Source organism: Pseudoalteromonas sp. SA25, assembly GCF_011378705.1.
Lineage (GTDB): Bacteria > Pseudomonadota > Gammaproteobacteria > Enterobacterales > Alteromonadaceae > Pseudoalteromonas > Pseudoalteromonas arctica.
This window is the reverse complement of the sequence record NZ_WTKV01000041.1, coordinates 1-12,905: the sequence shown is the minus strand read 5'-3', so window position 1 is coordinate 12,905 and position 12,905 is coordinate 1. Positions and strand designations below refer to the sequence as shown.

18 protein-coding genes and 1 rRNA gene are annotated in these 12,905 nt (G+C 43.9%); 1 reads left to right on the top strand and 18 read right to left on the bottom strand.

The genetic code is table 11. From position 1 onward, the window contains the following. Positions 1-48: 48 nt before the first annotated feature. The 18 genes from GQR45_RS20915 to rplN form a co-directional block, all read right to left on the bottom strand. Positions 49-1,584: ribosomal RNA gene (locus GQR45_RS20915) — 16S ribosomal RNA — on the bottom strand. A 1,110-nt stretch (positions 1,585-2,694) separates the two neighbouring features. Next, positions 2,695-3,096 carry a 50S ribosomal protein L17 gene (rplQ, locus tag GQR45_RS20910; RefSeq protein WP_002959450.1) on the bottom strand — a complete coding sequence of 134 codons (402 nt, stop codon included), beginning with the start codon at positions 3,094-3,096 and terminating at the stop codon, positions 2,695-2,697. 39 nt (positions 3,097-3,135) lie between these two features. Next, entirely contained in the window at positions 3,136-4,122 is a 987-nt protein-coding gene (gene rpoA, locus GQR45_RS20905) for a DNA-directed RNA polymerase subunit alpha (protein ID WP_002959452.1), read from the bottom strand. A 24-nt stretch (positions 4,123-4,146) separates the two neighbouring features. Beyond that, the gene (gene rpsD / locus GQR45_RS20900; protein WP_002959461.1) at positions 4,147-4,767 is read right to left on the bottom strand and encodes a 30S ribosomal protein S4; all 621 of its coding nucleotides are present in this window, start codon (positions 4,765-4,767) and stop codon (positions 4,147-4,149) included. Between the two features lie 21 nt (positions 4,768-4,788). Next, positions 4,789-5,175 carry a 30S ribosomal protein S11 gene (gene rpsK / locus GQR45_RS20895; RefSeq protein ID WP_002959471.1) on the bottom strand — a complete coding sequence of 129 codons (387 nt, stop codon included), beginning with the start codon at positions 5,173-5,175 and terminating at the stop codon, positions 4,789-4,791. Between the two features lie 12 nt (positions 5,176-5,187). After that, the gene (gene rpsM / locus GQR45_RS20890; RefSeq protein WP_007584664.1) at positions 5,188-5,544 is read right to left on the bottom strand and encodes a 30S ribosomal protein S13; all 357 of its coding nucleotides are present in this window, start codon (positions 5,542-5,544) and stop codon (positions 5,188-5,190) included. A gap of 124 nt (positions 5,545-5,668) precedes the next feature. Further along, complete coding sequence (gene rpmJ, locus GQR45_RS20885) at positions 5,669-5,782, bottom strand: 50S ribosomal protein L36 (protein WP_002959476.1); 114 nt, start codon at positions 5,780-5,782, stop codon at positions 5,669-5,671. Positions 5,783-5,804: 22 nt separating this feature from the next. Then, entirely contained in the window at positions 5,805-7,133 is a 1,329-nt protein-coding gene (secY, locus tag GQR45_RS20880) for a preprotein translocase subunit SecY (protein WP_007584663.1), read from the bottom strand. Between the two features lie 10 nt (positions 7,134-7,143). Continuing rightward, positions 7,144-7,578, bottom strand: a complete 435-nt coding sequence (gene rplO / locus GQR45_RS20875) for a 50S ribosomal protein L15 (protein WP_002959480.1) — start codon at positions 7,576-7,578, stop codon at positions 7,144-7,146. A gap of 4 nt (positions 7,579-7,582) precedes the next feature. After that, positions 7,583-7,765 carry a 50S ribosomal protein L30 gene (rpmD, locus tag GQR45_RS20870; RefSeq protein ID WP_002959482.1) on the bottom strand — a complete coding sequence of 61 codons (183 nt, stop codon included), beginning with the start codon at positions 7,763-7,765 and terminating at the stop codon, positions 7,583-7,585. 2 nt (positions 7,766-7,767) lie between these two features. After that, complete coding sequence (rpsE, locus tag GQR45_RS20865; protein ID WP_002959485.1) at positions 7,768-8,274, bottom strand: 30S ribosomal protein S5; 507 nt, start codon at positions 8,272-8,274, stop codon at positions 7,768-7,770. A gap of 9 nt (positions 8,275-8,283) precedes the next feature. Beyond that, entirely contained in the window at positions 8,284-8,634 is a 351-nt protein-coding gene (gene rplR, locus GQR45_RS20860) for a 50S ribosomal protein L18 (RefSeq protein ID WP_002959486.1), read from the bottom strand. A 9-nt stretch (positions 8,635-8,643) separates the two neighbouring features. Further along, on the bottom strand, positions 8,644-9,177 hold the full coding sequence (gene rplF, locus GQR45_RS20855) for a 50S ribosomal protein L6 (protein ID WP_002959488.1): 534 nt from the start codon (positions 9,175-9,177) through the stop codon (positions 8,644-8,646). Between the two features lie 13 nt (positions 9,178-9,190). After that, positions 9,191-9,583, bottom strand: a complete 393-nt coding sequence (gene rpsH, locus GQR45_RS20850) for a 30S ribosomal protein S8 (protein ID WP_007584660.1) — start codon at positions 9,581-9,583, stop codon at positions 9,191-9,193. 21 nt (positions 9,584-9,604) lie between these two features. Continuing rightward, positions 9,605-9,910 carry a 30S ribosomal protein S14 gene (rpsN, locus tag GQR45_RS20845; RefSeq protein WP_010554914.1) on the bottom strand — a complete coding sequence of 102 codons (306 nt, stop codon included), beginning with the start codon at positions 9,908-9,910 and terminating at the stop codon, positions 9,605-9,607. 10 nt (positions 9,911-9,920) lie between these two features. Further along, positions 9,921-10,460, bottom strand: coding sequence for a 50S ribosomal protein L5 (rplE, locus tag GQR45_RS20840; protein WP_010554915.1), 540 nt, complete (start codon positions 10,458-10,460; stop codon positions 9,921-9,923). A 16-nt stretch (positions 10,461-10,476) separates the two neighbouring features. Next, the gene (gene rplX, locus GQR45_RS20835; protein ID WP_002959496.1) at positions 10,477-10,791 is read right to left on the bottom strand and encodes a 50S ribosomal protein L24; all 315 of its coding nucleotides are present in this window, start codon (positions 10,789-10,791) and stop codon (positions 10,477-10,479) included. 10 nt (positions 10,792-10,801) lie between these two features. Continuing rightward, entirely contained in the window at positions 10,802-11,170 is a 369-nt protein-coding gene (gene rplN, locus GQR45_RS20830; protein ID WP_002959498.1) for a 50S ribosomal protein L14, read from the bottom strand. Positions 11,171-11,519: 349 nt separating this feature from the next. On the opposite strand from rplN, the gene GQR45_RS20825 reads away from it, so the two are divergent. Continuing rightward, the gene (locus GQR45_RS20825; RefSeq protein ID WP_096058041.1) at positions 11,520-12,893 is read left to right on the top strand and encodes an IS4 family transposase; all 1,374 of its coding nucleotides are present in this window, start codon (positions 11,520-11,522) and stop codon (positions 12,891-12,893) included. Positions 12,894-12,905: the final 12 nt, after the last annotated feature.

The following is a 12,905-nucleotide window of genomic DNA, read 5'->3' as shown; positions in this document are numbered from 1 at the left end:
TAACAATCATCTGTGTGGACACTACGAACAAATAAGTTCTAAATCGTATAAGGAGGTGATCCAGCCCCAGGTTCCCCTAGGGCTACCTTGTTACGACTTCACCCCAGTCATGAATCACTCCGTGGTAAACGTCCTCCCGAGGGTTAGACTATCTACTTCTGGAGCAACCCACTCCCATGGTGTGACGGGCGGTGTGTACAAGGCCCGGGAACGTATTCACCGCGTCATTCTGATACGCGATTACTAGCGATTCCGACTTCATGGAGTCGAGTTGCAGACTCCAATCCGGACTACGACGCACTTTAAGTGATTCGCTTACTCTCGCGAGTTCGCAGCACTCTGTATGCGCCATTGTAGCACGTGTGTAGCCCTACACGTAAGGGCCATGATGACTTGACGTCGTCCCCACCTTCCTCCGGTTTATCACCGGCAGTCTCCTTAGAGTTCTCAGCATTACCTGCTAGCAACTAAGGATAGGGGTTGCGCTCGTTGCGGGACTTAACCCAACATCTCACAACACGAGCTGACGACAGCCATGCAGCACCTGTATCAGAGTTCCCGAAGGCACCAAACCATCTCTGGTAAGTTCTCTGTATGTCAAGTGTAGGTAAGGTTCTTCGCGTTGCATCGAATTAAACCACATGCTCCACCGCTTGTGCGGGCCCCCGTCAATTCATTTGAGTTTTAACCTTGCGGCCGTACTCCCCAGGCGGTCTACTTAATGCGTTAGCTTTGAAAAACAGAACCGAGGCTCCGAGCTTCTAGTAGACATCGTTTACGGCGTGGACTACCGGGGTATCTAATCCCGTTTGCTCCCCACGCTTTCGTACATGAGCGTCAGTGTTGACCCAGGTGGCTGCCTTCGCCATCGGTATTCCTTCAGATCTCTACGCATTTCACCGCTACACCTGAAATTCTACCACCCTCTATCACACTCTAGTTTGCCAGTTCGAAATGCAGTTCCCAGGTTGAGCCCGGGGCTTTCACATCTCGCTTAACAAACCGCCTGCGTACGCTTTACGCCCAGTAATTCCGATTAACGCTCGCACCCTCCGTATTACCGCGGCTGCTGGCACGGAGTTAGCCGGTGCTTCTTCTGTCAGTAACGTCACAGCTAACGGGTATTAACCGTTAACCTTTCCTCCTGACTGAAAGTGCTTTACAACCCGAAGGCCTTCTTCACACACGCGGCATGGCTGCATCAGGCTTGCGCCCATTGTGCAATATTCCCCACTGCTGCCTCCCGTAGGAGTCTGGGCCGTGTCTCAGTCCCAGTGTGGCTGATCATCCTCTCAAACCAGCTAGGGATCGTCGCCTTGGTGAGCCATTACCTCACCAACTAGCTAATCCCACTTGGGCCAATCTAAAGGCGAGAGCCGAAGCCCCCTTTGGTCCGTAGACATTATGCGGTATTAGCAGTCGTTTCCAACTGTTGTCCCCCACCTCAAGGCATGTTCCCAAGCATTACTCACCCGTCCGCCGCTCGTCAGCAAAGTAGCAAGCTACTTTCTGTTACCGCTCGACTTGCATGTGTTAGGCCTGCCGCCAGCGTTCAATCTGAGCCATGATCAAACTCTTCAATTAAAAAGTTTTATGTCTTTCGACAGCTCAATGAATTCTGAATTTATTTTAATATCTTTCGATATTGAATTGACTGTGCCGAATAATTACCGAAATAACTATTCTGTTGGTCACTCAGTTTTCAATTGAGACTCTAAATTTGTTTGCCTCGCTACCTAAGTAGGTTGGCTGTTAGAACTCAATCTGTACGAGTGCCCACACAGATGATTGCTTTATATTGTTAAAGAACGTTGCGATTATAAAGTTAAACTTTATCTCGCTAGGGCTGCGCATATTACGCTTTCCTATTTTTTTGTCAACACTTAAATTTAAACTTTCTAAAAAGATTCAAACTAAGTTTTACTTAACACCCTGAGTTGTTCGTGCCTCGCTATGCGTTGGCGTTTCCCGTCTCAGTGGGGTCGCATTATAGGGAGATCCGAAAACAGATCAACCCTTTTTTGAAGAAAACTTGAAATAATGTGCTGTTCGCTGAGTATTTGAGCTAAACGCTCAAAAACACAACTAAACTACTATTATTAATAGGTTCATAGGGCTATTTGAAATGAAAGTTGTGGCAACTACTAACGGGTAGAGACACATTTCGATCATCGATGCGGAAAAAACAATCAATAGAGCAAGAGTCGTATTCCTATAATCATTTAAATCAATCAAAAGTTGAGAATTAAATTGATCAGCCTATGTTTAATAATAGTTTTACATATTTTAGGAGGAAGTTTACTTAGGCCGTAATGGTTAACTTTACTCTGAGGTTCTTAGTACCGGTATATTTATAAGAGTACGCACGTTATATCTTTTAATCAGCTCTATAAGTAGAAACTTCGTTAGGGATTGCTCTAATTGTAGCTCAATTCGCGGCGGTATTATTAATAGCTGTAAATCACAATATATAGTGGAAATGATCTTTAACTAGAATCTGATAGGCTATTTTGAATGAATGGTAAATAAAGAGTAATTAGGTAGAGCTATTAAAGCAGCTGTCAAAACAACTTATCAATTCAGAATCTATGAGTCATTGCCCATAATAGAAGGTAATTACTGGTTCATATAGTTTGACAAATTTTAGGCAAGAAAAAGCCGAGCATAGGCTCGGCTTTTAGGTTTCTTTAAGACTTACTCTGCAGACTGTGCGTCTTCTTGAACTGCTTCGCTAGTCGCTGGGCGACCAACTAGTTCAATATAAGCCATTGGTGCATTATCACCAGTACGGAAGCCACACTTAAGAATACGAGTGTAACCACCTGGGCGATCCGCGTTACGTGGACCGATTTCACTGAATAATTTACCAACAACTTCATTATCACGCGTGCGAGCAAACGCTAAACGGCGATTTGCTACACTGTCAGTCTTAGCCAGTGTGATTAAAGGTTCAATTACACGACGTAACTCTTTCGCTTTAGGCAAAGTAGTTTTGATGATTTCATGTTTCACCAAAGAACCTGCCATATTGCTAAACATCGCTTTACGATGGCTACTGTTACGGTTTAATTGACGACCACTCTTACGATGGCGCATGACCCTATCCTTCTAACTAAACTAATATAGTGATTTAGATTATTCAGCTAAACTTGCAGGTGGCCAATTTTCTAGGCGCATGCCCAGAGAAAGTCCACGTGAAGCTAGCACGTCTTTAATTTCAGTTAGAGACTTCTTACCTAAATTAGGTGTTTTAAGAAGCTCAACTTCAGTGCGCTGAACTAAATCACCGATATATTGAATTTGCTCGGCTTTCAAACAATTTGCTGAGCGTACTGTTAATTCAAGGTCATCAACTGGACGAAGTAGAATAGGATCGAATTCTGGCTTCTCTTCTTTCTCTTCTGGCTCAGTTACATCACGTAAATCTACGAATGCATCTAATTGCTCAGCTAAGATAGTAGACGCACGGCGGATCGCTTCTTCTGGATCTAAAGTGCCGTTTGTTTCCATATCAATGATTAACTTGTCTAAATCTGTACGTTGCTCAACTCGAGCTGATTCAACCGAGTACGCAATACGTTCAACTGGGCTAAATGATGCATCAAGCAACAATCTACCAATTGGACGCTCATCGTCATCAGAGGATAAACGACTAGATGCCGGCACATAACCACGACCACGTTCAACACGAATACGCATGCTGATCTCGCTGTTATTTGTAGTTAAATTACAAATAACGTGATCTGGATTAGCAATTGTTACATCGCCATCGTGCTGAATATCAGCCGCAGTAACAGGGCCTACACCAGATTTAGTCAGGGTCAGAAAAACTTCATCTTTGCCTTCTAACGTTACTGCTAAACCTTTAAGGTTTAATAGTATTTCAATGATGTCTTCTTGAACGCCTTCTTTCGCGCTGTACTCATGTAATACACCGTCGATTTCAACTTCAGTTACTGCACATCCAGGCATAGATGAAAGTAATATACGGCGTAAAGCATTACCCAGAGTATGGCCAAAGCCACGCTCTAATGGTTCTAAAACTATTTTAGAACGCGTTGGGTTGATAGCGTCGATGTCGACTAACCTTGGTTTTAGAAATTCTGTAACAGAACCCTGCATTTTATCCTCTCTTAACTCTTAACTTTACTTAGAGTAAAGTTCGACGATTAGTTGTTCATTAATGTCCGCAGACAGGTCTGAACGCTCAGGTAGACGCTTAAAGCTGCCTTCCAATTTCTTACCGTCAACTTCAACCCAAGTCGGCTTTTCACGTTGCTCAGCCAACTCTAGAGCAGCGATGATACGTGCTTGTGTCTTAGACTTCTCACGGATTACAACAGTATCTTCTGGAGTAATTACGTATGAAGGAATGTTCACAACACGACCATTAACTAAAATCGCTTTATGGCTTACTAACTGACGTGCTTCTGCACGTGTGCTAGCAAAACCCATGCGATATACAACATTGTCTAAACGTTGCTCTAAAAGCTGTAACAAGTTTTCACCTGTATTACCTTTAAGGCGAGCAGCTTCTTTGTAGTAGTTACGGAATTGCTTTTCTAATACACCGTATATACGACGTACTTTTTGCTTTTCACGTAATTGTAAACCGTAATCAGATAAACGACCTTTACGGGCGCCGTGCTGACCAGGTGCAGTCTCAAGTTTACACTTAGAGTCGATAGCTCTTACGCCGCTCTTAAGGAACAGGTCAGTACCTTCACGACGACTCAGCTTGAGCTTAGGGCCCAAATATCTTGCCATGTTATTTCTCCTAACCTATTGTTAAACGCGACGTTTCTTCGGTGGACGACAACCATTATGTGGTATAGGCGTCACGTCAGTAATGTTGGTAATACGGTAACCAGCAGCATTCAAAGCACGTACAGCAGATTCACGACCTGGACCTGGACCTTTGATGAAAACTTCTAGATTTTTTAAACCGTATTCTTGAGCAGCAGTACCTGCACGCTCTGCAGCAACCTGAGCAGCAAATGGTGTAGATTTACGTGAACCACGGAAACCTGAACCACCGGCAGTAGCCCATGATAGTGCATTACCTTGACGGTCGGTAATCGTTACAATAGTGTTGTTGAAAGACGCATGAACATGAGCCATACCATCAGCAACTTGTTTTTTAACCTTTTTACGACGAATTGGTGTCTTAGCCATAATACTATCCCCTTATCGCTTAATAGGCTTACGAGGACCCTTGCGGGTGCGCGCGTTAGTCTTAGTTCTTTGACCACGTAGTGGTAAAGAGCGACGGTGACGTAGGCCACGATAACAACCAAGGTCCATAAGGCGCTTGATATTTAAAGTAACTTCACGACGAAGATCACCTTCAACAGTGTACTTGCCAACTGCATCACGCAGTACGTCAAGAATTTCGTCTGAAAGTTCACCGATTTTTGTGGTTTCGGCGATACCAGTCGCTACTAAGATAGCCTTAGAGCGAGTCTTACCTATGCCATAAATAGCTGTTAAACCAATAACTGCATGTTTATGATCAGGGACGTTAATGCCAGCAATACGGGCCACTAACACATCTCCTATATTCGAATTTGGTAATCATCTGTTTGAAAAGCCCGTAAGGATACTCAAACGAAGACCAAATTACTACTAAAAACACAGGCCGAGAGAACTCAGCCTGCACGCTGTTTACTTAACCTTGCCTTTGCTTATGCTTAGGCTCACTGCAAATTACGCGTACTACACCAGCACGTTTAATAACTTTACAGTTACGGCATATTTTCTTAACGGAAGCACGTACTTTCATTGCTCAACTCCGTAAACTGACCTTATCGACCGTAGCCTTTAAGGTTCGCTTTTTTCAGCACAGAATCATACTGATGAGACATCAGGTGAGTCTGTACTTGTGCCATAAAGTCCATGATCACTACAACGATAATCAAAACTGATGTACCGCCGAAGTAGAATGGCGTTTGCCACGCCATCGTCATGAATTCAGGCACCAGACAGATAAAGGTTATATACAAAGCACCTGCCAATGTCAGGCGTGTCATCACTTTATCAATGTATTTAGATGTCTGCTCACCTGGACGAATACCTGGGATAAATGCGCCAGATTTCTTAAGGTTATCTGCTGTTTCACGTGGGTTAAAAACCAACGCTGTGTAGAAAAAGCAGAAGAAGATAATAGCCGCAGCTAAAACAAGTGAGTACAACGGTTGACCTGGGGTCAACGTAGTAGCAACAGCTTGTAATACATCAGCGACTGGACCTTCACCTTGGCCGAACCAGCTAGCAATTGTACCAGGGAACAGAATTATACTGCTAGCGAAGATTGGTGGAATAACACCCGCCATATTTACTTTTAGTGGTAAATGCGTGCTTTGAGCAGCAAATACTTGACGACCTTGTTGGCGTTTAGCGTAGTTAACAACAATACGACGTTGTCCACGTTCGAAAAACACTACAAGATAAGTAACAGCGAATACGATTACCGCAACCATCAACAGTACAAAAACATTCAAATCACCTTGGCGCGCCATTTCGACTGTCGAACCAATAGCAGACGGCAAGTTAGCTACAATACCAACAAATATTAGAACAGAGATACCGTTACCGATACCACGCTCTGTTATTTGTTCACCCAACCACATAAGGAACATAGTACCAGTTACTAAACTCACCACTGCGGTGAAATAGAAACCCATACCAGGGTTAACAACTAACCCCTCCATCATGCCCGGTAAGCTAGAAGCAATACCGATTGATTGAATAGTAGCTAGCACAAGCGTGCCATAGCGTGTGTACTGGCTAATTTTTTTACGCCCTTGCTCACCTTCTTTCTTAAGCTCTATAAACGGAGGATACATATGCGTTAATAGTTGCGTAATAATCGAAGCCGAGATATACGGCATAATACCCAGTGCTAACACTGAAGCTCGCTCAAGTGCACCACCACTGAACATGTTGAACATCTCAACAATGGTGCCCTTTTGTTGCTCGAAGAAATCGGCAAGTACAGCGGCGTCAATCCCAGGGATCGGCACAAATGAACCTAGACGGTAAATTATGATAGCACCCAATACGAAGAGTAATCGGCGCTTCAATTCCGAAAGTCCACCTTGTGCACTTTTTGTATCTTGACCTGGTTTAGCCATTAGTACTTCCTTAGTCTTCTACCTTGCCTCCGGCAGCTTCAATAGCTTCGCGAGCACCTTTAGAGGCTTTAAGGCCTTTAACGGTAACAGCGCGTGAAACTTCGCCAGATTTAACAACTTTAACGAAAAGAACGTTCTTTTTAACTAGACCAGCTGCTTGTAACGCGCTTAGGTCTACCACATCGCCTTCTACTTTAGCGATTTCAAAAAGGTTTATTTCTGCAGATACTAAAGATTTGCGAGAAGTAAAACCAAATTTAGGTAGACGACGTTGCATAGGCATTTGACCGCCTTCAAAACCAACGCGTACTTTGCCGCCAGAACGTGATTTTTGACCTTTGTGACCACGGCCGCCAGTCTTACCTAGACCAGAACCGATACCACGACCAACACGTTTTGGAGCAGTTTTTGAACCTGCAGCAGGTGAAAGTGTATTCAAATGCATCGAATTAACCCTCTACCTTAACCATGTAAGAAACCTTGTTTATCATACCACGTACACATGCTGTGTCTTCTAACTCAACAGTGTGGTTGATACGACGTAAACCAAGACCGCGTAATGTAGCTTTATGTTTCGGTAAACGACCGATAGAGCTTTTTACTTGTGTTACTTTTACAGTTTGATTTGCCATGGTTACCCCAGTATTTCGTCTACGCGAAGGCCACGTTTAGCAGCGATTGACTGTGGAGAATTCATATTCTCAAGAGCCGAAATCGTTGCACGTACCACGTTGATCGGGTTAGTAGAACCGTAACATTTAGAAAGTACGTTCTGCACACCAGTAACTTCTAGTACTGCACGCATAGCACCACCTGCAATGATACCAGTACCTTCAGATGCTGGTTTCATGAACACTAGTGAGCCAGCATGACGTCCCTTAACAGGATGCTGTAATGTGTTGCCATTTAGGTCTACGTTGATCATGTTACGACGTGCTTTTTCCATTGCTTTTTGAATAGCAGCTGGAACTTCACGTGCTTTACCATAACCGAAACCTACTTTACCTGCGCCATCACCAACTACAGTTAGTGCAGTAAAGCTAAAGATACGACCACCTTTAACTACTTTAGACACACGGTTCACCGCGATTAGCTTTTCAGCTAGATCAGGCTGTTGTTGCTTTGCTTCTACGTTAGCCATAGTCTACTCCTAGAATTGCAAACCGGCTTCACGCGCAGCATCAGCTAGCGCCTTCACACGGCCGTGATATTTAAAGCCACTGCGATCAAAAGCAATCTTTTCGATGCCTTTGTCAGCCGCACGTTCAGCAACCGCTTTGCCAACTGCTTGCGCAGCTTCAACGTTACCGGTGCCTTTAACTGTTTCGCTAATAGCCTTTTCAACAGTAGAAGCAGCAGCCAGTACATTACCCTCAGCATTTACTACTTGAGCGTATATGTGACGTGGCGTGCGGTGGATAACAAGACGCGTTGTGCCTTGTTCAATATAATTTCTACGAGTGCGTTTAGCACGACGTAGACGAGCTGTTTTTTTATCCATCGTCTTACCTTACTTCTTCTTAGCCTCTTTACGGCGTACATTCTCATCTGAATAACGAACACCCTTACCTTTATAAGGCTCAGGTTTACGGTATGCACGAATGTTAGCAGCTGTTTGACCAACTAACTGCTTATCTACGCCCTTAACTAGAACTTCTGTTTGGCTTGGAGTTTCAATCGTAATTCCTTCAGGAACTGCGAAATTAACTGGGTGTGAGAAGCCAAGAGTTAAATCTAATGTTTTACCCTTAGCTGCAGCACGGTAACCCACGCCTACTAACTGAAGTTTCTTCTCGTAACCTTCATGCGTACCAACAACCATGTTGTTGATTAGAGCGCGAGCAGTACCTGCTTGAGCCCATGCATTAGCTACGCCATCACGAGGTAAAGTAGTAATAACGTTGTCATTAACTTGTACTTCAACAGCGTTGTTGATAGTACGAGTAAGTTCACCGTTTTTGCCTTTAACTGTGATTTCCTGGCCTTTTAATGTAACTTCTACACCGGCAGGAACAGTAATTGGTGCCTTTGCTATGCGAGACATAGTTCCCCTCCGATTAAGCTACAAAACCAATGATTTCACCACCAACACCAGCACTACGTGCTGTGCGGTCTGTCATTAGGCCTTTAGAAGTTGATACGATAGCGATACCAAGACCACCCATTACCTTAGGTAATTGGTCACGTTTCTTATAGATACGTAGACCAGGGCGACTTACACGCTGGATATTTTCAATTACAGCTTTGCCTTCGAAGTACTTCAACTCGATAGAAAGCTCAGGTTTAGTTTCACCGTTAACGGCGAAATCTACGATATAACCTTCGTCTTTTAGTACTTTAGCTAATGCTACTTTCAGCTTTGAAGTTGGCATCGTTACAGATACTTTCTTCGCTGATTGACCGTTACGAATTCGTGTAAACAAATCCGCGATAGGATCTTGCAAGCTCATAGTCTTACTCCCATGATTCTATTACCAGCTAGCCTTTTTAAGGCCAGGAATTTCACCGCGCATAGCTGCTTCGCGAACTTTAATACGGCTCATGCCGAATTTGCGAAGGAAACCATGTGGGCGGCCCGTAATGTTACAACGATTACGTTGACGTGCAGGGCTAGAATCACGAGGTAAAGCTTGTAGCTTAAGTACCGCGTCCCAACGATCATCTTCAGATGTATTAACATCACTGATGATAGCTTTTAGTGCCGCGCGCTTTTCAGCGAACTGAGCAACTAGTTTTGTGCGCTTTGCTTCGCGCGCTTTCATAGAATTCTTTGCCATAACCCTACCCTTATTTCTTAAATGGGAAGTTAAACGCTTCTAACAACGCACGGCCTTCCTCATCAGATTTCGCAGAAGTAGTGATAGTAATATCCATACCGCGTACACGGTCTACTTTATCGTAATCGATTTCTGGGAAGATGATTTGTTCACGTACGCCCATGCTGTAGTTGCCACGTCCATCAAAAGACTTAGCACTTACGCCACGGAAGTCACGAATACGTGGGATAGCGATTGATACCAAACGCTCAAAAAAGTCCCACATACGCTCGCCGCGTAGGGTTACTTTACAACCAATCGGGTAACCTTCACGCACTTTGAAGCCAGCAACAGATTTGCGTGCTTTAGTGATTAGAGGTTTCTGACCAGAGATTGCTGCTAGATCCGCTACTGCGTTATCTAAAATCTTCTTGTCAGCTAGGGCTTCGCCCACGCCCATATTCAATGTGATCTTTTCGATCTGAGGGACTTGCATGACAGAGCTGAAACCAAACTTCTCTTGAAGTTCCGCAACTACTTTGTCTTTATATACTTCATGCAGTTTCGCCATCATTCTACTCCAACTATTAGATAGTTTTACCAGTAGATTTAAAGATACGTAATTTCTTACCATCTTCAATCTTGAAACCTACACGATCAGCTTTACTCGTTTCCGAGTTGAAGATCGCAACGTTTGATGCATCCATAGATGCTTCTTTCTCAACAATGCCGCCAGCTTGGTTCAATTGTGGAACCGGCTTTTGGTGTTTCTTGATCAAGTTTATGCCTTCGACAAAGATTCGACCAGATTCAGTAACAACTGAAAGCACTTTTCCGCGCTTACCTTTGTCTTTACCTGCTAGTACGATTACTTCGTCATCACGACGTATTTTTGCTGCCATGATTGGCTCCTTACAGTACTTCTGGGGCTAGTGAAACGATTTTCATGAACTTATCATTACGAAGTTCGCGAGTCACAGGGCCGAAAATACGTGTACCAATTGGCTGCAAGTTATCATTTAAGATAACAGCCGCGTTGCTGTCAAAACGGATCAAAGAACCATCTGGACGGCGAACACCTTTTCTGGTACGCACAACTACCGCGTTTTTAACATCACCTTTCTTCACTTTACCGCGAGGAATAGCTTCTTTTACAGAAACTTTAATGATGTCGCCAATCGCTGCGTAGCGACGGTGTGAACCACCAAGGACTTTTATACACTGCACTTTGCGAGCGCCGCTGTTATCAGCAACTTCCAGCTGAGTTTGCATTTGGATCATGTTAATGACCTCCGGTGTAGTAATTACAACGTGTCTAAAATTCGTTTAAAAATCAGACATTTCGATTAAATCCCAATCAAAAAACAAACGAGTTGTCTCTTAAGGGCGGGCAATTGTACCAGCATTGAGGGGGTAGTGATAGGTTATTTTTTAATTAATTTAGAGCGTACGGTTATTAAAGTTGAGTAATTACGGCTATGTAGCTATTTTACAGGTGGTTACAAAACAAACAAGGCACTATATAAGCTGTCTCTTATACACAAATCCCTGCTAAGAAATTAGCGGGGATTTTTTTGAACTAAATCTCAATGTCATGATCAGATCTTCAAATCTTGTTTGAGGGCACATTATGATTAACGAACATACTCATTGGGCAAAACAACAATTCGGTAAATCGGACTTAGGTGATCCAAGAAGAACAGCGCGTCTGGTAAAGTTAGCATCAACGCTTGCAAATGAACCAGGAAAACCACTTGTGAACATCACTCAATCCCCCGCCGATATGGAAGGTGCCTACCGCTTTATTCGCAACGAGAATATTGACGCAACGGCTATAGCAGAGTCAGGCTTTAAAGCCACGGTTGAACAAGCAAAAAGTCATAACTTATTACTCGCATTAGAAGACACGACCACACTAATTTATAAACATTCCTCCATTCGAGATGATTTGGGTCATGTCGGACGAGGAGCAAAACAACGAGGCTTGTTAGCTCATAGCGTATTACTGTTTGCGCCAGACACAAAGCAAGTTGTGGGATTAATTGAACAGTCTCGCTGGAGTCGTGATATCAACACGATTGGAAAAAGAGAAAAACACGCGACGACTTCTTACGAAGAAAAAGAAAGTTACAAGTGGGAGTCAGCGTCACGAGCGATGGCAGAGCGGCTGCAAGGACAAATGGCGAACGTGATATCGGTGTGTGACCGCGAAGCGGACATCTACGAATACTTGCAGTATAAACTGAGCGAGCAGCAACGATTCGTCGTACGCTCGATGCAAAGTCGTCATATTGAAGAAGGTGAGGATAAGCTCTATGCGTTTGCAAGCGAGCTGATGAGTGCAGGCACCAAACACATCCACATTGCACAAAAAGGAGGAAGAAAAGCCCGAAGCGCAACACTGGATATCACCTATGCGCCAGTGACACTCAAAGCGCCTTACAATAAGAAAGGACACTCCCTCCCAGTTTACTATGTCGGCTGTGCAGAGCGAGGAAACGCTGAGAACGGCTTAAGCTGGCACCTATTAACCAGTGAACCAGTCACCAGCAAAGAAGACGCTTTAGCTATCATCACCTACTATGAGCACCGTTGGCTTGTAGAGGAATACCATAAAGTCTGGAAAAGTGATGGTACGGATATCGAAAGTTTACGCCTTCAAAGCCAAGATAACATGGAAAGATTGGTGACGATTAATGGCTTTATTGCGACGCGAATATTGCAACTAAAGTTCACCAATGAGCAGCCTGATTCTCCAAGTTGTGAACAACTGTTATCTCCCAAAGCATGGAAGTTATTGTGGTTAAAGAGAATAAAAACACCATTGCCTGAAACTGCTCCAAATATGTCATGGGCGTATCAGGAACTGGCAAAGTTAGGAGGCTGGAAAGATACCAAGCGCACAGGGCGTGCATCTGTGAAAGTGTTATGGCAAGGATGGCTTAAGTTACAAGCCATCCTGGAAGGCTACGATTTAGCAAAATCTCTTGAGTCAGACTTGTGATCAAGAGACAGC

What these genes read in the sequence shown, in the direction of transcription:
- rplQ (WP_002959450.1), bottom strand. Translation starts at nt 3,096, where the DNA reads ATGCGCCATCGTAAGAGTGGTCGTCAATTAAACCGTAACAGTAGCCAT.
- rpoA (WP_002959452.1), bottom strand. Translation starts at nt 4,122, where the DNA reads ATGCAGGGTTCTGTTACAGAATTTCTAAAACCAAGGTTAGTCGACATC.
- rpsD (WP_002959461.1), bottom strand. Translation starts at nt 4,767, where the DNA reads ATGGCAAGATATTTGGGCCCTAAGCTCAAGCTGAGTCGTCGTGAAGGT.
- rpsK (WP_002959471.1), bottom strand. Translation starts at nt 5,175, where the DNA reads ATGGCTAAGACACCAATTCGTCGTAAAAAGGTTAAAAAACAAGTTGCT.
- rpmJ (WP_002959476.1), bottom strand. Translation starts at nt 5,782, where the DNA reads ATGAAAGTACGTGCTTCCGTTAAGAAAATATGCCGTAACTGTAAAGTT.
- secY (WP_007584663.1), bottom strand. Translation starts at nt 7,133, where the DNA reads ATGGCTAAACCAGGTCAAGATACAAAAAGTGCACAAGGTGGACTTTCG.
- rplO (WP_002959480.1), bottom strand. Translation starts at nt 7,578, where the DNA reads ATGCATTTGAATACACTTTCACCTGCTGCAGGTTCAAAAACTGCTCCA.
- rpmD (WP_002959482.1), bottom strand. Translation starts at nt 7,765, where the DNA reads ATGGCAAATCAAACTGTAAAAGTAACACAAGTAAAAAGCTCTATCGGT.
- rpsE (WP_002959485.1), bottom strand. Translation starts at nt 8,274, where the DNA reads ATGGCTAACGTAGAAGCAAAGCAACAACAGCCTGATCTAGCTGAAAAG.
- rplR (WP_002959486.1), bottom strand. Translation starts at nt 8,634, where the DNA reads ATGGATAAAAAAACAGCTCGTCTACGTCGTGCTAAACGCACTCGTAGA.
- rplF (WP_002959488.1), bottom strand. Translation starts at nt 9,177, where the DNA reads ATGTCTCGCATAGCAAAGGCACCAATTACTGTTCCTGCCGGTGTAGAA.
- rpsH (WP_007584660.1), bottom strand. Translation starts at nt 9,583, where the DNA reads ATGAGCTTGCAAGATCCTATCGCGGATTTGTTTACACGAATTCGTAAC.
- rpsN (WP_010554914.1), bottom strand. Translation starts at nt 9,910, where the DNA reads ATGGCAAAGAATTCTATGAAAGCGCGCGAAGCAAAGCGCACAAAACTA.
- rplE (WP_010554915.1), bottom strand. Translation starts at nt 10,460, where the DNA reads ATGGCGAAACTGCATGAAGTATATAAAGACAAAGTAGTTGCGGAACTT.
- rplX (WP_002959496.1), bottom strand. Translation starts at nt 10,791, where the DNA reads ATGGCAGCAAAAATACGTCGTGATGACGAAGTAATCGTACTAGCAGGT.
- rplN (WP_002959498.1), bottom strand. Translation starts at nt 11,170, where the DNA reads ATGATCCAAATGCAAACTCAGCTGGAAGTTGCTGATAACAGCGGCGCT.
- GQR45_RS20825 (WP_096058041.1), top strand. Translation starts at nt 11,520, where the DNA reads ATGATTAACGAACATACTCATTGGGCAAAACAACAATTCGGTAAATCG.